Origin of the sequence: Brevundimonas sp. EYE_349 (genome assembly GCF_023147505.1) — a bacterium.
Taxonomy (GTDB): Bacteria; Pseudomonadota; Alphaproteobacteria; order Caulobacterales; family Caulobacteraceae; genus Brevundimonas.
This window is the reverse complement of the sequence record NZ_JAHXPB010000004.1, coordinates 92,199-113,769: the sequence shown is the minus strand read 5'-3', so window position 1 is coordinate 113,769 and position 21,571 is coordinate 92,199. Positions and strand designations below refer to the sequence as shown.

The window sequence follows — 21,571 nt, the reverse complement described above, 5'->3', positions numbered from 1 at the left end:
GGTTTGACTGTCCCGCAAAGCGGGAATACGGTCACAGTCTCAATGGGAGGACGCCATGCTGACGATCATTCTTGCTGCGATGTTGGCGATCACCCAAGACCCCGCACCACAGTTTTCTTCAGACCGCATCTCGAGGGGTGAAGTTCAAGAACCCGTTCGGTTAGAAGATATCGATGTCGTCGGCAAAAGTTCCAACAGACTGATCCGAGACTTTGTCAATGAAGTCGCGGCCCCCAATCCCGGCCGGGGAATAGCGCGTTGGGACAATGCGGTCTGCATCGGCGCGGCCAATCTTCAACATGAGGCGGCGCAGTACATTGTCGACCGAGTTTCGACGGTGGCCGAAGACCTTGGGTTGTCTCCTGGACTTCCCGGGTGCCGCCCGAATGTCTTGATCATTGCAACCAACCAGCCTTCCGCACTGGCGACAGAACTTGTTCGCACACGTCTGCGCGCGTTTCGCACAGGCGGATCCGGCATGGATCGCGGCGCGACGGCTCTCAGGGCGTTTCAATCGTCAGAACATCCTGTCAGATGGTGGCAACAGGCCATGCCGATCAACTCCAGCAACGGACAGCGCGCCAATCGTATCCCTGGCGAGTGCAGCGACGACTGCAGTGACGCTTTTGATTACGCTCCCATCATCCCTGTGTTCGCCGCCTCGCGACTTTCCTCGCAGATCGTCGACAATATCTTTCGAACAGTTGTTCTGATCGACACGACACAGACGTCCGGCTTATCCGCTCAGCAGTTAGCCGATTATATCGCCATGATCACTTTTGCTCAAATCGACCCGCAGTCTGACACCCGCCCCTACGCGTCGATTCTCAACCTGTTCGATGCTCCCGAAACGACACAGGGACTGTCGAGCTGGGATCAAGCCTACCTCAAAGGTCTCTACAAGGCTCAGAGAACGCGCCAGAATACGCGGGCCGGGAACGGCGAAATCATCGCCTCTATCCAAAGAACGCGCCAACACCTTCGCTCATCGACTGACGACGAGGCGCTACCGCAACCGTGAATCGAGGCCAAGGCTGATCGACATCCAACCCAAAACCACCATTTCGAGGCGTCCATAGGACGAACCCGGAATGACCGTCTGAGATTTCGACCGGCTGAATGTCGACTGAACCTAGCCCCGCTCCAGCGCGCGCCAGCCGATGTCGGAGCGGTTGAAGCCGCCGGGCCAGTCGATCTGCTTGATGGCGGCATAGGCGCGTTCGCGGGCCTGGGCGATGTCGTCGCCCTCGGCGCAGACGTTCAGCACCCGCCCGCCGGAGGCGCACAGCTGGCCGTCGCCGCGGCGTTTGGTGCCGGCGTGGAAGACCTGGACGTGAGGACCGAAATCCTGGTCGGCGCCGCGAATGATCGAGCCTTCCAGCGGGCTGTCGGGATAGCCCTTGGCCGCCATGACTACGCAGATCACCGTCTGGGGCTTGAAAGCCGGCGCCGACAGGCCCGACACGTCGCCGCGCGCGCATCCCAGCAGATAGGGCACGATGTCGCCGGCCATCCGCATCATCAGCACCTGGCATTCCGGGTCGCCGAAGCGAGCGTTGAACTCAACCACCTTGGGACCGTCCTCGGTCGCCATCAGTCCGGCGTAGAGCACGCCGCGATAGGGAGCGCCCTCCTCGGCCATGTGGCGGATGGTCGGCTGGACGATCAGTTTGTCGGCCTGATGCACAAGGTCGGGGGTGAAGACAGGCGCCGGCGAATAGGCGCCCATGCCGCCGGTATTCGGCCCCAGGTCGCCGTCGAAGGCGCGTTTGTGGTCCTGAGCGCCGCCGAACAGCAGGGCCTGTTTCCCGTCGCACAGGGCGAACAGCGAGCCTTCCTCGCCGTCCATGAACTCTTCGATCACGACACGGGCGCCGGCCGCGCCGAACCGGCCGCCCAGCATCCGTTCGATCTCGGCCTCGGCGTCAGGGCGGTCGGGGCTGATCGCCACCCCCTTTCCGGCGGCCAGGCCGTCGGCCTTGATGACAAAAGGGGGACGGAAGGCGTTCAGCGCCGCCTTGGCGTCCGCGACCGTCTCATGGACGCCGTAGCCCGCCGTGGGGATGCCGTGCCGCGCCAGGAACGCCTTGGAGAAGGCCTTGGATGTCTCCAGCTGCGCGGCCTTGGCCGTGGGGCCGAAACAGGGAATGCCCGCTGCGGCCAGTCGGTCGGCCAGACCGGCGGCCAGCGCCACCTCGGGCCCCACCACCACCAGATCGGCGCGGATTTCGCGCGCCAGGGCCGCCAACCCCTCGGCGTCGTCGACCTTGACGGCGCGAAGCTCGCACAGCTTCTCGATGCCCGGATTGCCCGGTGCGGCGACCAGGCGTTTGACCAGAGGCGACTGGGCGATCTTCCAGGCCAGGGCGTGTTCGCGGCCGCCCGATCCGACGAGAAGAATGTTCATGAGACCGGGCAATGACCGGCTGGCGCGGGCCGGTCAAGCGCCCGGCAGGCTTAACACGGAATTCAGCGCGCGGGCGGCGTCCAGGCCGGCAGAGCCTGCAGCTGACCTGGCGTCAGATCGGTGACCAGATCCTTGCCGCCGTTGCGGTCGATAGGGGCCACGTCGGCGACGGGCACAAGCACCTTCATGTCGCCCGGCCCGTTCAGTTCGACCACCAGATGGGTCAGGGCGCCCGAGGCGTCCAACACCAGGGTTTCGATGTCGCCCAGATCCGCCCCGGCGCGCGATACAATGTCGGCGTCCTCCAGCTGGTCGCGGGTCATGCCGAAGGCCAGGGCGGCGTTGGTGGCGGCGACATCCGCCTGTCTGGCCGGCAGGCTTGAGGGCGTCGCGCCCGGCGCGGGCGCCTGCACTATGTCGTCGTCACGGTCAGAACAGGCCCCGACGGACGCAGTCATCAACAGGGCGGCGGCGAACGGAAGAATACGGGTCATGGGGTGTCCTGACGGCGTCAAAGCAGGGCGAAAACGACATAGGCGCCCACGCCCAGCAGGGCGATGCCGCCAATGATCAGCCACGGGCTCATGGCGCCGCCCGCGCCCGAGCGGCGCATCAGATCGCGCTCGTGCGGATCCCGGTCGGCAGGGTCTGTGTTCGGGGGATCAGCAGCCATGGTGGTTCAACGAGACAACGAAGCCCCCGTTCCCGGACGCATCGACGCAGGCTAGAGTGCCGCGCATGAGCGACGACTATGTGTTCGAAGGCCCGGCCGAGGCCCCTGCCCCGCGCGACAACAATCCGCCGCTGTCGATCTCGGAACTGTCGTTCGCGCTGAAGCGGACGCTGGAGGATCGGTTCGGCCATGTTCGGCTGAGGGGCGAGATCTCCAAGGTCAACCGCCACGCCTCGGGCCACATCTATCTGACACTGAAGGACGACAAGTCGGCCATCGACGGGGTGGTTTGGAAAGGCTCGACGCGTGGCCTGGGGGTGCAGCCCGAGGCGGGGCTGGAAGTCATCGTCACCGGCAAGATCACCTCCTATCCCGCGCGCTCGTCCTACCAGATCGTGATCGAGAGCATGGAGGCGGCGGGCGCCGGCGCGCTTCTGGCCCAGTTGGAGCGGCTGAAGGTCCGGCTGCGCGAGGAAGGTCTGTTCGAGCCGGGCCGCAAGAAGCCCCTGCCCGCCTTCCCGGCCGTCATCGGCGTGATCACAAGCCCGACCGGCGCGGTGATCCGCGACGTTCTGCACCGGATCGCCGAACGGTGGCCCTGCCGCGTGATCGTCTGGCCCGTGGTGGTTCAGGGCGAGGCCGCCTGCGGCCAAGTATCAAATGCGATTCGCGGTTTCGACGCGCTTACGCCGGACGGGCCGATCCCGCGCCCGGACATGCTCATCGTGGCGCGCGGCGGTGGATCGGTGGAGGACCTGTGGTGCTTCAACGACGAAGGTCTGGCGCGCACGGTCGCGGCGGCGCGCATCCCGATCATCTCGGCCGTGGGGCACGAGACGGATACAACCCTGATCGACTTCGTGTCGGATCGCCGGGCGCCGACCCCGACGGGCGCAGCCGAAATGGCCACGCCGGTGCTGGCGGACCTGCGCTACGCCGTGGCCGACATGGATCGGCGCATGGTCCAGGCGGGCGGGCGGCTGATCGAGGATCGGCGCACCCGGCTCCGGGCCGTGACGCGCGGCCTGCCGGCGCGGCCGGAGGATCTGCTGGCCCTGGCGCAGCAGCGGCTGGACCATGTGTCGAGCCGTCTCGGCTCTGGCCTTCAACGTAACATCGCCCTGCACGAGCGGCATCTGGCCGTGACGGGCGGCAAGCTGAGCCCGGCCTTGCTGCGCACCCGGATCGAACGGGGACAGGACCGGCTGCGCGGCGCGGGCGACCGGCTGGGCTCGGCGCTGCAGGCGGGCGTGGCGCGCGGTGAGCGGCGTTTGCTGCAGGTTTCGGCCCGCCTGTCGCCCGCACCGTTGCATCGGCGGCTGGACCAGCGAGAGGCGCGGTTGCTGGCGGCGACGACTCGGCTGGACGCGGTGCTGCCGCGCCGGCTGGAGCGGGACAAGGACCGCCTGGCGGCCCTGTCGCGAGCGCTGGCCACGCTGGACCCCGGCCGACCCAAGCCCGGCTTCGCCCGGGTCGAGGACACGGACGGCGGCTGGATCACCTCGGCCGCCGCGCTTGAGGCGGGTCAAGCGGTTCGGCTGGTGTTCGGCGACGGGGCGAAATCCGCCACGATCGACGGCGGCGAAGCCCGGGCGGCGCCTGCGCGTCCGCCGGCGAAACCGAAACCGCCCGTGGCGGGTCAGGGCGACCTGTTCTGATGCGCGGTTTTCCGCTTCGCCCCGGCGGCGCTTCCTGCTAACCGGCCCGGCATGAAGATCACCCGCCTCGCCGTCACCGCCTATGTCTTCGCGCTTCTGATCATCCTGCTGGACCAGGCGACCAAGGCCTGGGTCATCAGCGGCCTGACCCTGCACGAGGTCGGGCGCATTCCCGTCCTCCCGCCCATCCTGAACTTCAGCTGGGTGGAGAACACCGGCGTCAGCTTCGGCCTGTTCGGCGGGGGCGAGGCGCGCTGGGGCCTGGCCATCTTCTCCATCATCGTCTCGGCCGGCCTGGGCTGGTGGGCGACAAAGTCGGATCGCCGCCTTCTGATCACCGCCATCGGCTTCGTCATGGGCGGCGCGCTCGGCAATGTGATCGACCGCATCCGCTTCGGCTATGTGGTCGACTTCATCGACTTCTCCGGCACGGGCGTTTTTCCCTGGGTGTTCAACGTGGCGGACAGCGCCATCACCATCGGCGTGGTCTTGCTTATTCTCGACAGCCTGCTGTCGGATAAGCCCGCCAAAGCCTGAGCGGCTTTCCATTTTCTAGGCCCTGATTCACGATCTCGGCGGGATCGCCCGCCTCGAACGATCAGGCTCTAGGTTGGCGCGGCCCCCGAAAAGTCGTAATCACCCCGTCTTCACTATGCCAACGGCGCCGTCGCGGCGCTTCGTGCATAAGCCGATCAGAGCCTGAAACCATGCGTATCCGCAGCGTCGCCGTCCTGACCCTCGTCGCCTCCTCCGCGCTCGCCGTTTCGGCCTGCGGCAGCCTGAAGCAGGGCATCGGTCTGACCAAGGTGGTGCCGGACGAGTTCGTCACAGTCTCGACCGCCCCGCTCAGCGTGCCGCCGGAATACGGCCTGCGTCCGCCCGCGCCCGGCCAGCCGCGCCCGCAGGAACTGGCCCCCGAAAGCGCCGCCCGTCAGATCCTGCTGGGTCAGCGTCAGGCCGTCACCCGCACGCCGGGCGAGCAGGTTCTTGTGGCCCAGGCCGGCGGCGAACAGGCCGATCCCCTGGCCCGCTACGTCGTGGACGACGAGTTCGGCGACCTGGCGCACAAGGACGAAAGCTTCGCCAATCGCCTGATGTTCTGGCGCAAGAACGACCCATCGACCCAGACGGCGACCGTTCGCCAGACCGCCGAGGGCCAGAAGACCATAGACGCCGCCACCGAGGCCGAGCGTCTGCAGGCCCTGACCGGCGGCCGTCAGGCCATCACCATCCAGCCGCGCCGCAGCGGCGGCTTCAAGCTGCCGGGTCTGTAAGACCCGCATCGGATCGGACGCTTGCCACCGCGGCGTCCGTCCTTATTGTGAACGGACCTGATGGAGCCGTTCCCATGACCGAAACTCTCGATATCGCCGCCCTGTCCGGGGTCGAACAGCTGCGCCTGGGCCTGAGCGGCGGCTTCGTCGCCCCCATCGCCCGCACGGTCGGTTTCGAGCTGACCGAAGTTGAGGAAGGCCGGGTGGTGTTCGAGGCGGTGCCGACGGCCGCCGTCTATAATCCGCTCGGTTCTGTGCATGGCGGCTGGATCGCCACCGTGCTCGATTCGGCCTGCGGCTGCGTGGTGCATTCGACGCTGCGGCCGGGCCAGACCTATACGACGCTGGAGCTGAAGACCGTCTTCCACAAGGCGTTGAGCGCCGGCACGCCGGTCCGCGCCGAGGGGCGAATCGTCCAGGCCGGCCGCCGCGCCGCCTTCGCCGAGGCCGATCTGCGCGGTCTGGACGGGCGGCTTTACGCCACCGCGACCTCGACCTGCCTGGTCATGGAGCGATAGGCCGCCAGCAAGCGTTTGCCGCGCCTCGCTTTAGCCGCTATCAGCGGCGAGCGTTCAATGATCGGCCGCCGATTGTCGTGCGCCCCTTTTCGCTGTCGGAAATATAAGCTGATGCGTCGCGTCCTCACCGCCCTGGCCGCCTTCTCGATCGCGGCCTCCGTCCTGCCGGTCGCCGCCGAGGCCCAATCCCAGCGTCAACGCCAACGCGGGGGCCAACAGCAGCAGGCGTCGGGCGACGACGCCGCTCCGCGCCGCGCGCCGCGAATCGCTCCCTTGCGCCGCCGCGTCAACGCCGGCCCCTGCCCCTATGTGAAGGTGTTGTACGACGCCGCCCGTTATGTCGAGCTGGAAGGCGGTCGCGCCGCCGTGGCCAATGTCGGCTATACCGGCGAGATCGAGGGCGTGTCGTCCGATTGTGAATACCGTGAGAGCGATCCGATCCGCGTGGACATGAGCGTGCTGTTCAACCTGGGCCGCGGCGCTCAGGCCGCCGGCGACCAGCGCACCTATCGCTACTGGATCGCGGTGACCGAGCGGAACACCGCAATTCTGTCCAAGGAATATTTCGACCTTCCGGTGAACTTCCAGGGCCAGCGCACGGCGTCCGTGACCGAAGAGCGCACCATCGTCATCCCGCGCGCCGAGGCCACCACCAGCGGCAGCAACTTCGAGATCCTGGTCGGTTTCGACGTGACGCCGGAAATGGCCGAGTTCAACCGCTCGGGCAGCCGCTTCCGCGTCAACGCCGGAACGACGCCCGCACCTGCGCCCGCTGCCGCCGCACCCACGAGCGAATAAATGGCTGATCTCAAGACCGTCCTCAGCGAAGCGGTCGGCGCCGCCTTCGCCGCCGAAGGCGTGGAGGCGGCCCTGGCGCGCGTCACCCCGTCCGACCGCCCCGACCTGGCCGACTTCCAGTCCAACGGCGCCCTGGCCGCCGCCAAGGCGATGAAGGCCAACCCGCGCGAACTGGCGGGCAAGATCGCCGAACGCCTGAGCGCTGATCCGCGTTTCGCCTCGGTCGAGGTGGCCGGTCCCGGCTTCATCAACCTGAAGATCGCCGATGCGACCCTAGCCGAACGCGCCGAGGAAGTGGCGGCGGACGCCGATCACGCGGGCGCGGCGGTCGTCGCCGATCCGCGCAAGGTCGTCATCGACTTCGGCGGCCCGAACGTGGCCAAGCCCATGCACGTCGGCCATCTGCGCAGCGCCATCATCGGCGAGAGCCTGAAACGGCTGTTCCGTTTCCGCGGCGATGACGTCACCGGCGACGCCCACTTTGGCGACTGGGGTTTCCAGATGGGTCTGCTGATCGTCGCCTGCGGCGACGAAGGCCTGGCCGACGCCTTCATGGCCGAGGGCGACGGTCCCTTCCCGGCCGAAACGCCCGTGACCCTGGCCGATCTGGACCGGCTTTATCCGCTGGCCGCCGGCAAGGCCAAGGAAGACGCAGGTTTCCGCGACCGCGCCCGCAAGGCGACGGCCGAACTGCAGAACGGCCGCCCCGGCTACCGCGCGCTATGGAGCCACTTCGTTGCGGTCAGCCGCGAGGCGCTGAAACGCGAATATGGCGATCTGTCGGTCGATTTCGACCTGTGGAACGGCGAGAGCGACGCCGATCCGGTGATGCCGGAAATGCTGGCCCACCTGACGGATGCGGGCCTGCTGGTCGAGGACGACGGCGCCCAGGTTGTGCACGTCGCCAAGCCCGGAGAGACGCGCAAGAAGAAGCTGGCCGACGGATCGGTTATCGAAGCCCCCTCGCCCCCGCCCCTGCTGGTCATCAGCTCGGAAGGTTCGGCCATGTACGGCACGACCGACCTGGCCACCATTCTGGACCGCAAGAAGTCGATCGGCCCTGACCTGATCCTGTACGTCGTCGACGAACGTCAGGCCGAGCATTTCGAACAGGTGTTCCGCGCCGCCTATCTGGCCGGATATGCGCCCGAAAAGTCGCTGGAGCATCTGGGCTTCGGCACCATGAACGGTCAGGACGGCAAGCCGTTCAAGACCCGCGCCGGCGGCGTGCTGAAACTGCGCGACCTGATCGACCAGGCGACGGACAAGGCCCGCGAGCGGCTGCATGAGGCCAAGCTGGGCGACGATCTGTCGCCTGAAGCGTTCGAGGCTATCGCCCACAAGGTGGCCATCGCCGCCCTGAAGTTCGCCGACCTGTCGAACGCGCGCACGACCAGCTACGTCTTCGACCTCGACCGCTTCATGAGCTTCGAGGGCAAGACCGGGCCGTATCTGCTGTATCAGGCGGTTCGGATCAAATCCCTGTTGCGTAAGGCCGCCGAACAGGGCGTGTCCGCCGGACCCATCGTCATCGCCGAACCCGCCGAACGCGACCTGGCCCTAACGCTGGACGCCTTCTCGACCGCCGCAGCCGACGCCTACGACAAGCGGATGCCGCACCTGGTCGCCGAACACGCCTATCGCGTGGCCCAGTCCTTCTCGAAATTCTACGCCGCCTGCCCCGTGCTGGTCGCGCCGCACGAGGACACGAAACGGTCGCGCCTGGCCCTGTCGGCGGCGGCCCTGCGCCAGCTTGAAATCGCGCTGGATCTCTTGGGCATCGACACGCCGGAGCGGATGTAGGGTATAGACCGGGCGACATCCTCCCGGAGATCGCCCATGTCCCTCGACGCCTATATCGCAGGCCTGCCAAAGGCTGAACTCCACCTGCACATCGAGGGTAGTCTCGAGCCGGAACTGATGTTCGAACTGGCCCAGCGCAACGGCGTGTCCATTCCCTACGACAGCGTCGAGGCGGTGCGCGCGGCCTATGACTTCTCCAATCTGCAGGACTTCCTGGACATCTATTACGCCGGGGCGGCGGTGCTGCTGACTCGGCGGGATTTCGAGGATCTGGCCTTCGCCTATTTCCAGCGCGCGGCGGCGGACAATGTGCGTCACGCCGAAATCTTCTTCGACCCGCAGACGCATACGGATCGCGGCGTGCCGTTCGGCGTGGTGGTCGAGGGACTGATCGCCGGCATGGACCGGGCCAAGGCGGAGTTGGGCGTGTCGAGCGGCTTGATCCTCAGCTTCCTGCGCCACCTGACCGAAGATGAGGCCTTCGCCACCCTGGAGTCGGCCAAACCCTATCTGCATCACTTCATCGGCGTGGGTTTGGATTCGTCGGAGGTCGGCCATCCGCCGTCCAAGTTCCAGCGCGTCTTCGCCGCCGCCCGTGACCTGGGCCTGAAACTGTGCGCCCATGCGGGCGAGGAAGGCCCGCCCGCCTATGTGCACGAGGCGCTGGACCTGCTGCACATCGACCGCATGGACCACGGCAACCGTTCGATGGAGGATGAGGCCCTCATCGAGCGCCTGGCCGCCGAGCAGATGACCCTGACGGTCTGCCCGCTGTCGAACCTGAAGCTGTGCGTGGTCAAAGACCTGAAGGATCATCCGGTCCCGGAGATGCTGCGCCGGGGCCTGCACGTGACCCTGAACTCGGACGACCCGTCCTATTTCGGCGGCTATGTGAACGCGAACTACAGCCAGTTGGCGGCGGCGGTCGGCCTGACGCGGGACCAGGTGACGCAACTGGCCAGGAACAGTTTCGAGGGCTCGTTCCTGGGCGACGCCGAAAAGGCCACGCGGCTGGCCGAGGTCGAGGCCTACGCGGCGAGTGGGCTTTAGACCAGCAGCGTCGCCGCCTCGGTCTCCGTGACGCCCAGCGCGCGGAAACTGTCGTGGGCGGCCGCCGCTGTTTCCGGCGAGATCGCACGGGTGGCGTCGGTGACCAACACCGCCGCGAACCCCTCGCGCACCGCGTCCTCGGCGGTGAAACGGACGCAGTAGTCCAGCGCCAGACCCGCCAGGAACACCCGCGTCACCCCCAGTTCCCGCAACAGGCCCGCAAGGCCCGTCGGCGTCCGGTGGTCATTCTCGAAGAAGCCCGAATAGCTGTCGACCGCGGGGTTGTAGCCCTTGCGGATCACGGCCAGCGCCCGGGTCACCACCGGCGCGACGTCGGGGTGGAAATCGGCGCCGGGCGAGCCTTGCAGACAGTGATCCGGCCACAGCATCTGACGCCCATAGGCGACCTCGATCTCGGTGAAGGGCGTCGCGCCGGGATGGTTGGAGGCGAAACTGATCTGATTCGGCGTATGCCAGTCCTGGGTCACCACGACCCGGTCGAACCGTTCCGCCAACCGCACGATCAGCGGCATGATCCCTGCCCCGCCCGACACGGCCAACGCCCCGCCTTCGCAGAAGTCGTTCTGCGGATCGATGACCAAGAGCGCGTCGGTAGGCCCGATCCGCATCAGGCGGCGGCCAGGGCGTCGATTTCGTTCGCCGAGCCCAGAGCGACCGGGATGCGCTGGTGCAACTGCGTCGGCTGGACGTCCAGGATCGGCTGCACCCCGTCCGTCGTCGCCTTGCCGCCCGCCTGTTCGACCAGCAAGGCCATCGGATTGCCCTCGTACATCAGGCGCAGCTTGCCCGGCTTGTTCGGCTCACGGCTGTCCCACGGATAGATGAAGACGCCGCCGCGCATCAGGATGCGGTGAACGTCCGCCACCATGGCCGCGACCCAGCGCATGTTGAAGTTCTTAGCCCGAGGACCGTCCGCCCCCTTCAGCAGACCATCGACATAGCGCTGCACCGGCTCGGCCCAGTGGCGCTGGTTTGAGACATTGATCGCGAACTCCTTGGTGTCGCGCGAAATGGCGATGGTGTCGTGGGTCAGGAACCACTGACCGTCCTGCGCCAGGGTGAAGCCCTTCACGCCGTCTCCAATCGTCAGCACCAGCATGGTCTGCGGCCCATAGACGGCGTAGAGCGCCGCGACCTGTTGACGCCCCGGCTGAAGGAAATCGGCCTCGCTGGGACTGGCGGACGGCGACTTCAGCACCGAGACGATGGTGCCGACCGGCGCATTGATGTCGATGTTGGACGACCCGTCCAGCGGGTCGAACAGGGCCAGATATTCGCCCGCCGCATTCGTCGCGATCTCGGCCGTATCCTTCTCTTCGGAGGCCACGCCCGCGATGGCGGGACAGGCCAGCAGCGCCTGGGTCAGCATGTCGTCGGTGATGACGTCCAGCTTCTTCTGCTCTTCGTCCTGGACGTTGATCTGGCCCGAGGCGCCCAGGGCCCCGACCAGGGCGCCGCCCGCCACGACCCGGCTGATCTCGGCGCAGGTCCGGCCCACGACGGTCAGCACCGTCTTCAGGCCGTCCGCCACATCCAGGGCGGCGATATGGGCGTCTAGGCTGGTGCGGGTCATGCGGGTCGGTCCGATGCGGCTGAGGCGTACCGCGTTCTTGGCGGGCGGGACGCGCCGCCGCAAGAAAAACCCTCTTGTCACCCTACCCCGTCATCCCAGGCCCTGCGCCTGGGACGACGGATGTCATGGTGCAGGATCAGATCGGCAGGATCGCCGTGCCGAAGGCCCGCTTCAGTTCATGGGCCGCGAACGTCTGCGCCGCCGCCGCGTCGGGCACCACCATGGCCATGCCGAAGAACTCGTGCGTCGAGCCGTGGAAGGTCTTGTGGCGCACGTCAACGCCTGCCTGCTCCAGCTTTTCGGCCAGCAGTTCGCCTTCCGACCGCAGCGGGTCGAGCTCGGCGCAGATCACGGTCGAGGACGGCAGGCCGCTGAGGTCGGCGTTCTCGACGATGTTGATGCGCGGGTCCTGCGCGTCGGCCTCGTTGGCGAAGATATGCTTCACGAACCATTTCATCATCGGCTTGTTCAGCGGCTTGGCGTCGGCGTTCTCGACGTAGGATTCATTGTCCATGTCCACGCCAGCCACCGGATAGACCAGCACCTGATGCACCGGCAGGGTCACGCCCGCGTCGCGCGCCATCATCGATACGCCGATGGCCAGGTTGCCGCCCGCGCTCTCGCCCATGACCGCCACCTTTTGCGGGTCGCCATTGAAGCTCTGGGCGTTCTCCAGCACCCAGCGATAGGCGGCCAGGGCGTCGTCGTGGGCGGCGGGGAAATGATGTTCAGGCGCCTGGCGATAATGGACCGAGACCACGATGGCGTCAGCCATCTTGGACACGCCGCGCGGCCCGCCGTCATAGACGTCCAGATCGGCGATCACGAAACCGCCGCCGTGGAAATAGACCACGACCGGATGCAGCTTGTCCTCGGAATGGTCGTGCGGCTTGTAGATTCGGGCCTGGATCGGTCCGGCGGCGCCAGGGATGGTGATGTCGGTGGTCTTCACGCCCAGATCGTCGGATTTCGGCTCCTTGCCGGCCTTGCGCAGCAGGGCGTGAACGGCGTCGGTCGGCGTGGGCTGCTGGCGCGCCTCCTCGGGCGACAAGGTCTCGATCGGCTTGCCGCCGAGCGAAGCCAGTTCATCCAGCACCTTCTGCATGGGGCCATCGGCCTTGGCGGGGGTGTCGCGCGGCTTGTCGTTGTCGCCGAACAGCTTGTCTATAATCGACATTTTCGTTTTCCTGGGTTGGGGTTGGGGGCTCGGGACGACAACCCGCCCCGGCAGACCTTGTTCCGCCGACGCTTGACTTGGCGCCGGAGTCGATGCCTTAGGTCGAACGCTCTCGCGGGAGAGTTCGGGGACGGGAAACCGGCCGCGACGCCGAAGGCGCAACCGCCCCGGAAACGCTCAGGCAAACGGACCGCGACAGCATACGGACGCTGGAAAGTCGCTCTTGATGGGCGCGCCGACGGAGCAAGGCGACATGATTTGGTCGCCGGAATCTCTCAGGCTTCAGGACAGCGGGGGCGCGAGGACCGGCGGAGCTCCGCCCCAACACGCGACCGCGAAAGCCTGAACCATGACCGACCAAGCTCTTAAAACCACGCCGCTGAACGCCGCGCACCGCGCCTTGGGCGCCCGCATGGTGGGTTTCAGCGGCTATGACATGCCGGTTCAGTACGAGGGCGTCCTGGCCGAACACCGCTGGACCCGCGAACACGCCGGTCTGTTCGACGTGTCCCACATGGGCCAGTGCAAGATCACCGGCGCGGACGCCACGGCGCAGTTCCAGCGCTTCGTCCCCGGCGACTATGAAATCCTGAAGGACGGCAAGCAGAAATACACCCTGCTGCTGAACACCGACGGCGGCATCATCGACGACCTGATGGCGGGCCGCCCCGACCACGACGGCCTGTTCGTCGTCGTCAACGCCGGCAACAAGGACGAGGACTTCGCCTTCTGGAACGCCAATCTGGAAGGCGACGCCAAGCTGACGGTGCTGGACCGCGCCCTGATCGCCATTCAGGGGCCGGAAGCCGCCGAGGTCATGGTCGCCCACGAGCCCGTGCTGGCCGAGATGGGCTTCATGGAGACGGCCCGGCTGATGCTGTTCGGCGTCGACGCTTACGTCTCCCGCTCGGGCTACACAGGCGAAGACGGCTATGAGATTTCCGTCCCGGCGGACCAGGCCGAACGCATCTGGAACACCCTCCTGGAAGACGCCCGCGTCAAGCCGATCGGCCTGGGCGCCCGCGACAGCCTGCGCTTGGAAGCCGGTCTGCCGCTGCACGGCCACGACATCGACCCGACCACCTCGCCGGTCGAGGGCGCCCTGACCTTCGCCCTGTCCAAGTCGAGGAAGGAACGAGCCGACTTCAACGGCGCCGACCGCATCCTGAAGGAACTGGCCGACGGCCCCTCGCGTGTCCGCGTCGGCCTGCACGTCAAGGAAGGCGCCCCGGCCCGCGAAGGCGCAGAGATCGCCGACGCCGACGGAAACATCATCGGCAAGGTCACCTCGGGCGGCCCCTCGCCCACCCTGGGCCACAACATCGCCATGGGCTTCGCGCCCCCGGCATTCGCCGCCCTGGGCACCGAGTTGAAGGTCATCGTGCGCGGCAAGTCCGCCGCCGCCGAGGTGGTCGCCATGCCCTTCGTGGCCCAACGCTATTACCGCAAGCCGAAGGCGTAACATTCAGCCTGTCACCCTCGGGCTTGACCCAAGGGCCGGGCGATCAACCGCTCGTGCGAAGACATCGACGCACGAACCGCACAACATCCGATCCTCGTGTCAAGCCCGAGGACCGGGACAGGAGAGAAAACATGAAGTTCACCAAGGATCACGAGTGGGTCAGCCTGGACGGCGACATCGCCACCGTCGGCATCTCCAAACACGCCGCCGACGCCCTGGGCGACGTGGTGTTCGTTGAAGTGCCCGAGGTCGGCAAGACCGTCACCAAGGGCGACAGCTTCGCCGTGGTCGAGAGCGTCAAGGCCGCCTCGGACGTCTACGCCCCCGTCTCGGGCGAGGTGGTCGAGGCCAACGACGCCCTGTCCACCGCCCCGGAAACCGTCAACTCCAGCGCCGAAAGCGACGGCTGGTTCGCCAGGATCAAGGTCTCGGACGCCTCGCAACTGGACGCCCTGATGGACCAGGCCGCCTACGACGCCTTCCTGACCACCCTCTGATTTCCCCTTCCGCTCAGCCCCGCGAAAGCGGGGACCCAGTTCTTTCGCGAGAACAGTGCTGGGATGGGCGGAAACTCCTCCGGCCACATTGGTCGCCCAAAGCACTAGGTCCCCGCTTTCGCGGGGATGAGCGGATTAGAAAATGCGCTACCTCCCCCTGACGCCCGACGACCGCACGGCGATGCTCGCCGCCATCGGCGCGAAATCCATCGACGATCTGTTCGTTGACGTGCCCGAAAGCGCGCGTCTGAACGGGCCTGTGGACCTGCCCCGCGTGGCGGGCGAACTGGAGGTCGAGCGCGCCCTGTCCGCCATGGCGGCCAAGAACGCCACGGCCGGCGCCGTGCCCTTCTTCTGCGGCGCGGGAGCCTACAAGCACCATGTCCCGGCGACGGTGGATCATGTGATCCAGCGGTCCGAGTTCCTGACCAGCTACACCCCCTACCAGCCGGAAATCGCGCAGGGCACGCTGCAATACCTGTACGAGTTCCAGACCCAGGTCGCGAACCTGACCGGGATGCCGGTCGCCAACGCCAGCCTTTATGACGGCTCGACCGCCATGGCCGAGGGCGTGCTGATGGCGACGCGCGTCACCCGCCGCAACAAGGCGGTGATCTCCGGCGGCGTCCACCCCCACTACGTCAAGGCGACCGAGACCGTGGTCCACGCTGTCGGCGTGGAAACTCAGGTTCTGGCCCCGGCGTTCGACGCCGAGGCCGCCGTCATCGACCAGATCGGCCCGGACACCGCCTGCGTCGTCGTTCAGACCCCCAATGTCTTCGGCACCGCCACCGACGTGACCAAGATCGCCGAGGCCGCCCATGCGGCGGGCGCCCTGCTGATCGTGGTGGTGACGGAAGCCGTGTCGATGGGCCTGTTGAAATCGCCCGGCGAAATGGGCGCCGACATCGTCGCGGCCGAAGGCCAGTCGATCGGCAACGCCCTGAACTTCGGCGGTCCCTACGTCGGCCTGTTCGCCACGCGCGAGAAGCTGATCCGCCAGATGCCGGGGCGCCTGACCGGCGAGACCGTGGACGCCGACGGCGAACGCGGCTTCGTCCTGACCCTGTCGACGCGCGAGCAGCATATCCGCCGCGACAAGGCCACCTCGAACATCTGCACCAACTCCGGCCTCTGCACCCTGGCCTTCACCATCCACATGAGCCTGCTGGGCGAGACGGGCCTGCGCAAACTGGCCCTGCTGAACCACGAAAAGGCCGTCGCCACGCGCGACGCCCTGGCCGCCATTCCGGGCGTGGACGTCCTGACGCCGCGCTTCTTCAACGAGTTCGCCATTCGCCTGCCGAAAAACGCGGCCGAGGTCGTGGACGCCCTGGCCGGTCATCACATCCTGGCGGGCGTGCCCTACAGCCGTCTGGCCCCCGACGCCGGCATGGACGACATCCTGCTGGTCGCCGCAACCGAGACGACGCTGGAGGCCGACATCCAAATCCTCGCCAAGTCCCTCTCCAAAGTCCTGGCCGCCTAAGGGAAACCGATCATGAGCACCATGAACACCGTCGGCCGCCCCACCGCTCCGAACCAGGTCCAGACCAAGCCCGCCACCCTGACCGGCGGACGCGGCCTGTTGCAGAACGAAGCCCTGATCTTCGAGGGCGACGGCTGGGGCAAGACCGGCGTCGATCTGCCGGAGCCCAGGACCGATGCGTCCGACCTGGGCGACCTGGTCCGCAAGGATCCGATCGGCCTGCCCGGCCTGTCGGAGCCCGAGGCCATGCGCCACTATGTGCGCCTGAGCCAGAAGAACCACGCCATCGACCTGGCCATCTATCCGTTGGGTTCGTGCACGATGAAGCACAACCCGCGCCTGAACGAGAAGATGGCGCGTCTGCCGGGCTTCTCGGACATCCACCCGCTGCAGCCGCAATCGACGGTTCAGGGCGCGCTGGAGCTGATGGATACGCTGGCCCACTGGCTGAAGACCCTGACCGGCATGCCCGCCGTCGCGCTTTCCCCGAAAGCGGGCGCGCACGGCGAACTGTGCGGCCTGATGGCCATCCGCGCCGCGCACGAGGCCAAGGGCGAGCATGAGCAGCGCCGCAAGGTGCTGGTCCCCACGTCCGCCCACGGCACCAACCCCGCCACCGCCGCCTTCGTCGGCTATTCCGTCGTCGAGGTCGCCCAGACCGAAGACGGCCGCGTGGACGTCGCCGATCTGGCGTCCAAGCTGGGCCCGGACGTCGCCGCCATCATGGTGACCAACCCCAACACCTGCGGCCTGTTCGAGCGCGACATCATCGAGATCGCGCGCCTGACGCATGAGGCGGGGGCCTATTTCTACTGCGACGGCGCCAACTTCAACGCCATCGTCGGCCGGGTGCGCCCCGGCGACCTGGGCGTCGACGCCATGCACATCAACCTGCACAAGACCTTCTCGACGCCCCACGGCGGCGGCGGTCCGGGCGCGGGTCCGGTGGTCCTGTCCGAGGCCCTGGCCCCCTTCGCCCCCGCCCCCTGGGTCGTGCATGACGAAGGCGGCTATCGTCTGATCGAGCGCGAGGAGGACGAGGCGGCCCAGGCTTTCGGCCGTCTGTGCGCCTTCCAGGGGCAGATGGGCATGTATGTGCGCGCCCTCAGCTACATGATGTCCCACGGCTCGGACGGCCTGCGTCAGGTGGCCGAGGATGCGGTGCTGAACGCCAACTACATCAAGGCCCACCTGCAGGACCTGATGAGCCCGGCCTTCCCCGACGGCCCCTGCATGCACGAGGCCCTGTTCGACGACGAATGGTTGAAGGGCACCGACATCACAACGCTCGACTTCGCCAAGGCGATGATCGACGAGGGCTTCCACCCGATGACCATGTATTTCCCGCTGGTCGTCCACGGCGCCATGCTGATCGAGCCGACGGAGACCGAGTCCAAGGCCGAACTGGACCGCTTCATCCACGCCATGCGTCTGCTGGCCCAAGCCGCGAAGGCGGGCGACGTCGACCGCTTCAAGGGCGCGCCCTTCCACGCCCCGCTGAAACGCCTGGACGAAACCCGCGCCGCCCGCGCGCCGGTGCTGCGCTGGTCGGCGCCGGAAGGCTCCAACCAGGCGGCGTAAACACTCATCCCGTCATCCCAGGGCTTGTCCCTGGGATCCATACGCCCGGTGTTCGACAGCCGCGACCGCTGCGGACATACCCGGCGTATGAATCCTCGCCACAAGGGCGAGGATGACGGCGGATGGGTGCAGCCTCGCCCACCGCGCCCGCGACGCCGCCAAGCGCAGCCGATGCGCTGGTCCAAAACCCTTCACGATCCATCCATTCCGCTGCAGGATGGCGTCATGACCCAATGGACCACCCACGACATCCCCGATCAGACCGGCAGGCTGGCCGTCATCACCGGCGCGACCGGCGGGCTGGGGCTGGAGACCGCTCTTGTGTTGGCGGGCAAGGGCGCGGAGGTCATTCTGGCGGCCCGCAATCCGGCCAAGGGCGTCGAGGCCGAACGGCTGATCCGCGCCCGGCATCCTGGCGCCGACGTGCGGTTCGATCCGCTCGACCTGAGCGACCTGGCCTCCGTCGCGGCCTTTGCCGACCGGCGCCTGGTCGCCGCCCGGCCTATCGACATCCTGATCGACAACGCGGGCGTCATGGCCCTGCCCCACCGCAACACGACCGTGGACGGGTTCGAGACCCAGTTCGGCGTGAACTATCTGGCGCATTTCGCCCTGACCGGCCGGCTGCTGCCCCTGCTGAGCGCCGGCGCGTCCAGGCCGGCTGGCGCGCGGGTGGTGCAGTTGTCCAGCATCGCCCATCGCGGCGGGCGCATCCATCTGGACGACCTGAACTTCACCTCCGGCTATCGCCCCTTTGCGGTCTATCAGCAGTCCAAGCTGGCCATGCTGATGTTCGCCCTGGAGCTGCAGCGGCGCAGCGACGCCCACGACTGGGGCCTGACCAGCGTGGCCGCCCACCCTGGCGTGGCGCGCACCGATCTGGTGGCCAATGGCCAGGGCGACGGCGGCGATCCGGCCGCCTGGGCGTCCCGCCTGTTCATCCGTCTGTTCGGCCAATCCAGCGCCGCCGGCGCTTTGCCCAGCCTGATGGCCGCCACCCTGCCCCAGGCCCGGCCCGGCGGCTATTACGGCCCGCAAGGGTTCCAGGAGTTGGCGGGACCGCCCGGCGCCGCCCATATCGCGTCGCAGGCCAGGAAAGAGGCCGTGGCGCAGCGTCTGTGGTCGGAATCCGAAGCCCTGACCGGCGTGCGTTACGGCTGAGCCGCGCCGCGCCCCGGATCACCGCCCGATCATGAGCAAAGCTTAATCCGCATGACACCGATCCGCCATCGAAGCCGCGCCTGAATGGCGTGTGGCGCGGTCGTCACGGTCGCCCTTTCCTTTCCCGACGAGGGATCGCGCGATCGGGGCGGCCGTTGTCACACCGACTATGGCTTCCCATCTGGCGTGTTCGTGACCTCCCTGCCTGTCGCCCTCCCCCCGTTCGCCAAGCCCCGCAGCCGCACGCTGCGGGCGGTGCGACGCTGGGCGCTGATGATCGGCGGGCTTCTGATCGTGCTGCTGGGCATATTGATCGCCCCCCTGCCTGGCCCCGGGGGCGTGCCGGTCATCGCGGTCGGTCTGGTGCTGATCCTGAAAAGCTCGTTCTGGGCCAAGCGACAGTTCATCCGCGCCCAATACGCCCGGCCCAAATGGGTCTATCCCTTCCGCCGTTTGATGCGAAAGAAGCCCGAGTTCGCGCCCGTCTTCTGGCAACAGGCGCTGCGGGCCGAGAAGGCGGTCGTCAAACGGTCCGGTCGTCGCCTGTCGCGCGGCCGCAAACAGCTGCGTCGCTATTTCCGCAAGTTGGTCCGCTAGTTGACGTCTATCTCGCGGTTGCGTTGCTGCAACCGCTAACCACGGCATCGTGAACCCTGCCGCCCTCGGACAGGCATATCCTGACCCAGCGTTATCAGAGAACCACTCAAGGCGTTGGGAGGCGCTAAGGTCATGATGTCACGCGTACAAAAGGGTCTGATCGCCGGGGTTGCGGCGACCGCGGCCGCCTCGTTGCTCGAAATCCCCAATATGTTCCTGAACTGGTTCGATCCGTTTCAGGGCGTGATCGCCTCGATGATCGGCATGCCCGGCAATCTGGCGGTGGGCTGGGTGATCCACCTGATCAGCGGGGTCTTCATCCTGGGTCCGCTATTCGCGATCCTGTGTCCCCGCCTACCGACCGACACGCCCGAAACCAAAGGCATCGTCTTCGCGGTCGGCGCCTGGATCATCATGATGGCCGCCATCGTGATGTTCGGAAACTATCGCACCTTCACCGCCGGCGCCGGCTTCGGCACCTTCGCCTGGCTGCTGATCACCCATGCGGTGTTCGGCATCGTGCTGGGCAATGTCTATGCCCGGCTAGTCAGCCGCGACAAGCGGATGGGCGCGACCGTCATGGGCGGCGCCCCCGCCCACTAAGCCGCATCTGAACCGACCAGCAAAAAGGCCCCCGACGTCGTCGTCGGGGGCCTTGATGTCTTTGGACCAACCGGCCTCAGTTGAGGCGGTCGCCGATCTGCGCGATGGCGCCGTCCAGCAGCGGGTCCTTGGCGCCCGAGGCCAGGCGCGCGGCCAGGATCTGCTCGGCGGACCGGGCGGCCAGGTCGGCGGCGGCCGCCTTGACCTCTGCGGAGGCCTGGGCCTCGGCCTGGGCGATGCGGTTCTCGGCCATGGTCTGGCGGCGAGCCAGGGTCTCTTCCAGCTTGACCTTGGTCTCGGCCTCCAGGCGACGGGCGTCGGCTTCGGCCTGGGCCATCATCTCGGCGGCCTGGGCCTCGGCCTCGGCCTTCTCCTTACGGATCTGGGCCAGCAGGGCCTCGGCTTCGGCGCGCAGGCGGGCGGCCTCGTCAAGGTCGGCCTGAATCTTGACGGCCTTGGCGTCCAGCGCCTTGGCGGCGATCTTGGGCACGCCGGCGGCGACCAGGATGGCGAAGAACAGGATCAGGCCGATCCCGACCCAGATCTCCGCATTGGCGAAGCTCCAGATGCCGTGCTCAAAGATCAGGTTCATCAGGCGGCTCCCTTGACGGCGGCCAGTTCGGCGGCGGTCGCGCCCTTGCCGGTCAGACGCTCGACCATGGCGGCGGTCGTGTCGGCGGCGATGGTGGAGACATTGCTCATGGCGGCGTCGCGCGTCTTGCCGATGGCGGCCTCGGCCTCGGCGATGCGGGCGTTGACGACCGCCTCTTCCGAAGCCTGACGGGCGTTGGCCTCTTCGGCGACGCGGGCCTTGGCGGCGGCGGCCATGGCGCGGGCGTCGGCCCGGGCCTTGGCGACCTCAGCCTGGGCTTCGGCGGCCTGGCCGGCGGCCTCGGCCTGAACCTGACGGGCCGTGGCGACGGCGTTGGAAATGGTGTCGGCCCGCTCATCCATCACCTTGCGAAGGCGCGGAGCGAAGACCTTGGAGACCAGGACGTACAGGATGACGAACAGGATCAGCAAATAGCCGATCTGGCCCGCCCAGTGTTCGAACTGGAATTGCGGCAGGCCGCCCGAGCCGTGCTCGGCGGGGGTCGCCGTCTCGGCGTGCAGGTCCGCTTCGACCGAAGGCGGGACCGCGTCGATGGTGTGGGTGCTGGCCATGAACCGTCTGCTGCAGAATCAGATGAAGCGGCGCGCGGGCGAACCCCGCGCGCCGTGATCGGCTG

At 67.3% G+C, this 21,571-nt stretch carries 23 protein-coding genes and 1 riboswitch; of the genes, 15 read left to right on the top strand and 8 right to left on the bottom strand.

What is annotated here, in order from left to right; genetic code table 11:
* Positions 1-55: 55 nt before the first annotated feature.
* The gene (locus tag KZX42_RS08845) at positions 56-1,021 is read left to right on the top strand and encodes a hypothetical protein (protein WP_248118841.1); all 966 of its coding nucleotides are present in this window, start codon (positions 56-58) and stop codon (positions 1,019-1,021) included.
* A gap of 111 nt (positions 1,022-1,132) precedes the next feature.
* On the opposite strand, the gene purD is transcribed toward KZX42_RS08845, so the two are convergent.
* The 3 genes from purD to KZX42_RS08830 form a co-directional block, all read right to left on the bottom strand.
* Positions 1,133-2,407, bottom strand: a complete 1,275-nt coding sequence (gene purD, locus KZX42_RS08840; protein ID WP_248118840.1) for a phosphoribosylamine--glycine ligase — start codon at positions 2,405-2,407, stop codon at positions 1,133-1,135.
* A gap of 62 nt (positions 2,408-2,469) precedes the next feature.
* Positions 2,470-2,901 (bottom strand): PRC-barrel domain-containing protein, encoded by a 432-nt coding sequence (locus KZX42_RS08835; RefSeq protein ID WP_248118839.1) that lies wholly within the window; start codon positions 2,899-2,901, stop codon positions 2,470-2,472.
* A gap of 17 nt (positions 2,902-2,918) precedes the next feature.
* Positions 2,919-3,080: a hypothetical protein gene (locus KZX42_RS08830; protein WP_248118838.1), complete on the bottom strand. Its 162-nt coding sequence runs from the start codon at positions 3,078-3,080 to the stop codon at positions 2,919-2,921.
* Between the two features lie 65 nt (positions 3,081-3,145).
* On the opposite strand from KZX42_RS08830, the gene xseA reads away from it, so the two are divergent.
* The 7 genes from xseA to KZX42_RS08795 all read left to right on the top strand — a co-directional run bounded on the left by xseA (position 3,146) and on the right by KZX42_RS08795 (position 10,181).
* Positions 3,146-4,738 carry an exodeoxyribonuclease VII large subunit gene (gene xseA / locus KZX42_RS08825; protein WP_248118837.1) on the top strand — a complete coding sequence of 531 codons (1,593 nt, stop codon included), beginning with the start codon at positions 3,146-3,148 and terminating at the stop codon, positions 4,736-4,738.
* 51 nt (positions 4,739-4,789) lie between these two features.
* A complete protein-coding gene (gene lspA, locus KZX42_RS08820) occupies positions 4,790-5,275 on the top strand; it encodes a signal peptidase II (protein ID WP_248118836.1) in 486 nt (161 codons plus the stop codon).
* A gap of 170 nt (positions 5,276-5,445) precedes the next feature.
* Positions 5,446-6,012 carry a DUF3035 domain-containing protein gene (locus KZX42_RS08815; RefSeq protein WP_248118835.1) on the top strand — a complete coding sequence of 189 codons (567 nt, stop codon included), beginning with the start codon at positions 5,446-5,448 and terminating at the stop codon, positions 6,010-6,012.
* A 74-nt stretch (positions 6,013-6,086) separates the two neighbouring features.
* Positions 6,087-6,530, top strand: coding sequence for a PaaI family thioesterase (locus KZX42_RS08810; RefSeq protein WP_248118834.1), 444 nt, complete (start codon positions 6,087-6,089; stop codon positions 6,528-6,530).
* Between the two features lie 111 nt (positions 6,531-6,641).
* Positions 6,642-7,328 carry a Tat pathway signal sequence domain protein gene (locus KZX42_RS08805; protein ID WP_248118833.1) on the top strand — a complete coding sequence of 229 codons (687 nt, stop codon included), beginning with the start codon at positions 6,642-6,644 and terminating at the stop codon, positions 7,326-7,328.
* Positions 7,329-9,131: an arginine--tRNA ligase gene (argS, locus tag KZX42_RS08800; RefSeq protein WP_248118832.1), complete on the top strand. Its 1,803-nt coding sequence runs from the start codon at positions 7,329-7,331 to the stop codon at positions 9,129-9,131.
* A 36-nt stretch (positions 9,132-9,167) separates the two neighbouring features.
* Positions 9,168-10,181 (top strand): adenosine deaminase, encoded by a 1,014-nt coding sequence (locus KZX42_RS08795; protein ID WP_248118831.1) that lies wholly within the window; start codon positions 9,168-9,170, stop codon positions 10,179-10,181.
* Here KZX42_RS08795 and KZX42_RS08790 read toward each other — a convergent pair.
* The 3 genes from KZX42_RS08790 to KZX42_RS08780 all read right to left on the bottom strand — a co-directional run bounded on the left by KZX42_RS08790 (position 10,178) and on the right by KZX42_RS08780 (position 12,952).
* Positions 10,178-10,810: a nicotinamidase gene (locus KZX42_RS08790; protein WP_248118830.1), complete on the bottom strand. Its 633-nt coding sequence runs from the start codon at positions 10,808-10,810 to the stop codon at positions 10,178-10,180. The two genes, KZX42_RS08795 and KZX42_RS08790, sit on opposite strands and share 4 nt — an antisense overlap.
* Positions 10,810-11,775: a class 1 fructose-bisphosphatase gene (locus tag KZX42_RS08785; protein WP_248118829.1), complete on the bottom strand. Its 966-nt coding sequence runs from the start codon at positions 11,773-11,775 to the stop codon at positions 10,810-10,812. Before KZX42_RS08785 ends, KZX42_RS08790 begins: the two co-directional genes overlap by 1 nt.
* A gap of 136 nt (positions 11,776-11,911) precedes the next feature.
* Positions 11,912-12,952 (bottom strand): alpha/beta hydrolase, encoded by a 1,041-nt coding sequence (locus KZX42_RS08780; protein WP_248118828.1) that lies wholly within the window; start codon positions 12,950-12,952, stop codon positions 11,912-11,914.
* Between the two features lie 105 nt (positions 12,953-13,057).
* A riboswitch (glycine riboswitch) is annotated at positions 13,058-13,155 on the top strand.
* 146 nt (positions 13,156-13,301) lie between these two features.
* On the opposite strand from KZX42_RS08780, the gene gcvT reads away from it, so the two are divergent.
* The 7 genes from gcvT to KZX42_RS08745 all read left to right on the top strand — a co-directional run bounded on the left by gcvT (position 13,302) and on the right by KZX42_RS08745 (position 20,342).
* Positions 13,302-14,414: a glycine cleavage system aminomethyltransferase GcvT gene (gene gcvT, locus KZX42_RS08775; RefSeq protein WP_248118827.1), complete on the top strand. Its 1,113-nt coding sequence runs from the start codon at positions 13,302-13,304 to the stop codon at positions 14,412-14,414.
* 131 nt (positions 14,415-14,545) lie between these two features.
* Positions 14,546-14,911, top strand: a complete 366-nt coding sequence (gene gcvH, locus KZX42_RS08770) for a glycine cleavage system protein GcvH (RefSeq protein WP_248118826.1) — start codon at positions 14,546-14,548, stop codon at positions 14,909-14,911.
* 142 nt (positions 14,912-15,053) lie between these two features.
* A complete protein-coding gene (gene gcvPA / locus KZX42_RS08765; protein ID WP_248118825.1) occupies positions 15,054-16,400 on the top strand; it encodes an aminomethyl-transferring glycine dehydrogenase subunit GcvPA in 1,347 nt (448 codons plus the stop codon).
* A 21-nt stretch (positions 16,401-16,421) separates the two neighbouring features.
* The gene (gene gcvPB / locus KZX42_RS08760) at positions 16,422-17,981 is read left to right on the top strand and encodes an aminomethyl-transferring glycine dehydrogenase subunit GcvPB (protein ID WP_248119139.1); all 1,560 of its coding nucleotides are present in this window, start codon (positions 16,422-16,424) and stop codon (positions 17,979-17,981) included.
* Between the two features lie 225 nt (positions 17,982-18,206).
* The gene (locus KZX42_RS08755; protein ID WP_248118824.1) at positions 18,207-19,142 is read left to right on the top strand and encodes an SDR family oxidoreductase; all 936 of its coding nucleotides are present in this window, start codon (positions 18,207-18,209) and stop codon (positions 19,140-19,142) included.
* A gap of 192 nt (positions 19,143-19,334) precedes the next feature.
* The gene (locus KZX42_RS08750; RefSeq protein ID WP_248118823.1) at positions 19,335-19,739 is read left to right on the top strand and encodes a hypothetical protein; all 405 of its coding nucleotides are present in this window, start codon (positions 19,335-19,337) and stop codon (positions 19,737-19,739) included.
* Between the two features lie 135 nt (positions 19,740-19,874).
* The gene (locus KZX42_RS08745; RefSeq protein WP_248118822.1) at positions 19,875-20,342 is read left to right on the top strand and encodes a DUF6789 family protein; all 468 of its coding nucleotides are present in this window, start codon (positions 19,875-19,877) and stop codon (positions 20,340-20,342) included.
* A 76-nt stretch (positions 20,343-20,418) separates the two neighbouring features.
* Here KZX42_RS08745 and KZX42_RS08740 read toward each other — a convergent pair whose 3' ends face one another.
* Positions 20,419-20,934 (bottom strand): F0F1 ATP synthase subunit B, encoded by a 516-nt coding sequence (locus KZX42_RS08740; protein WP_248118821.1) that lies wholly within the window; start codon positions 20,932-20,934, stop codon positions 20,419-20,421.
* Entirely contained in the window at positions 20,934-21,506 is a 573-nt protein-coding gene (locus tag KZX42_RS08735; RefSeq protein ID WP_248118820.1) for a hypothetical protein, read from the bottom strand. The genes KZX42_RS08740 and KZX42_RS08735 overlap by 1 nt, the downstream gene beginning before the upstream one ends.
* Between the last annotated feature and the right edge of the window lie 65 nt (positions 21,507-21,571).

Coding starts and splice junctions, on each gene's coding strand:
- gcvPA (WP_248118825.1), top strand. CDS start 15,054: ATGCGCTACCTCCCCCTGACGCCCGACGACCGCACGGCGATGCTCGCC.
- KZX42_RS08805 (WP_248118833.1), top strand. CDS start 6,642: ATGCGTCGCGTCCTCACCGCCCTGGCCGCCTTCTCGATCGCGGCCTCC.
- KZX42_RS08830 (WP_248118838.1), bottom strand. CDS start 3,080: ATGGCTGCTGATCCCCCGAACACAGACCCTGCCGACCGGGATCCGCAC.
- KZX42_RS08785 (WP_248118829.1), bottom strand. CDS start 11,775: ATGACCCGCACCAGCCTAGACGCCCATATCGCCGCCCTGGATGTGGCG.
- gcvT (WP_248118827.1), top strand. CDS start 13,302: ATGACCGACCAAGCTCTTAAAACCACGCCGCTGAACGCCGCGCACCGC.
- gcvPB (WP_248119139.1), top strand. CDS start 16,422: ATGAACACCGTCGGCCGCCCCACCGCTCCGAACCAGGTCCAGACCAAG.
- lspA (WP_248118836.1), top strand. CDS start 4,790: ATGAAGATCACCCGCCTCGCCGTCACCGCCTATGTCTTCGCGCTTCTG.
- KZX42_RS08795 (WP_248118831.1), top strand. CDS start 9,168: ATGTCCCTCGACGCCTATATCGCAGGCCTGCCAAAGGCTGAACTCCAC.
- argS (WP_248118832.1), top strand. CDS start 7,329: ATGGCTGATCTCAAGACCGTCCTCAGCGAAGCGGTCGGCGCCGCCTTC.
- KZX42_RS08780 (WP_248118828.1), bottom strand. CDS start 12,952: ATGTCGATTATAGACAAGCTGTTCGGCGACAACGACAAGCCGCGCGAC.
- xseA (WP_248118837.1), top strand. CDS start 3,146: ATGAGCGACGACTATGTGTTCGAAGGCCCGGCCGAGGCCCCTGCCCCG.
- KZX42_RS08845 (WP_248118841.1), top strand. CDS start 56: ATGCTGACGATCATTCTTGCTGCGATGTTGGCGATCACCCAAGACCCC.
- KZX42_RS08755 (WP_248118824.1), top strand. CDS start 18,207: ATGACCCAATGGACCACCCACGACATCCCCGATCAGACCGGCAGGCTG.
- KZX42_RS08815 (WP_248118835.1), top strand. CDS start 5,446: ATGCGTATCCGCAGCGTCGCCGTCCTGACCCTCGTCGCCTCCTCCGCG.
- KZX42_RS08810 (WP_248118834.1), top strand. CDS start 6,087: ATGACCGAAACTCTCGATATCGCCGCCCTGTCCGGGGTCGAACAGCTG.
- KZX42_RS08745 (WP_248118822.1), top strand. CDS start 19,875: ATGTCACGCGTACAAAAGGGTCTGATCGCCGGGGTTGCGGCGACCGCG.
- KZX42_RS08735 (WP_248118820.1), bottom strand. CDS start 21,506: ATGGCCAGCACCCACACCATCGACGCGGTCCCGCCTTCGGTCGAAGCG.
- purD (WP_248118840.1), bottom strand. CDS start 2,407: ATGAACATTCTTCTCGTCGGATCGGGCGGCCGCGAACACGCCCTGGCC.
- gcvH (WP_248118826.1), top strand. CDS start 14,546: ATGAAGTTCACCAAGGATCACGAGTGGGTCAGCCTGGACGGCGACATC.
- KZX42_RS08740 (WP_248118821.1), bottom strand. CDS start 20,934: ATGAACCTGATCTTTGAGCACGGCATCTGGAGCTTCGCCAATGCGGAG.
- KZX42_RS08835 (WP_248118839.1), bottom strand. CDS start 2,901: ATGACCCGTATTCTTCCGTTCGCCGCCGCCCTGTTGATGACTGCGTCC.
- KZX42_RS08790 (WP_248118830.1), bottom strand. CDS start 10,810: ATGCGGATCGGGCCTACCGACGCGCTCTTGGTCATCGATCCGCAGAAC.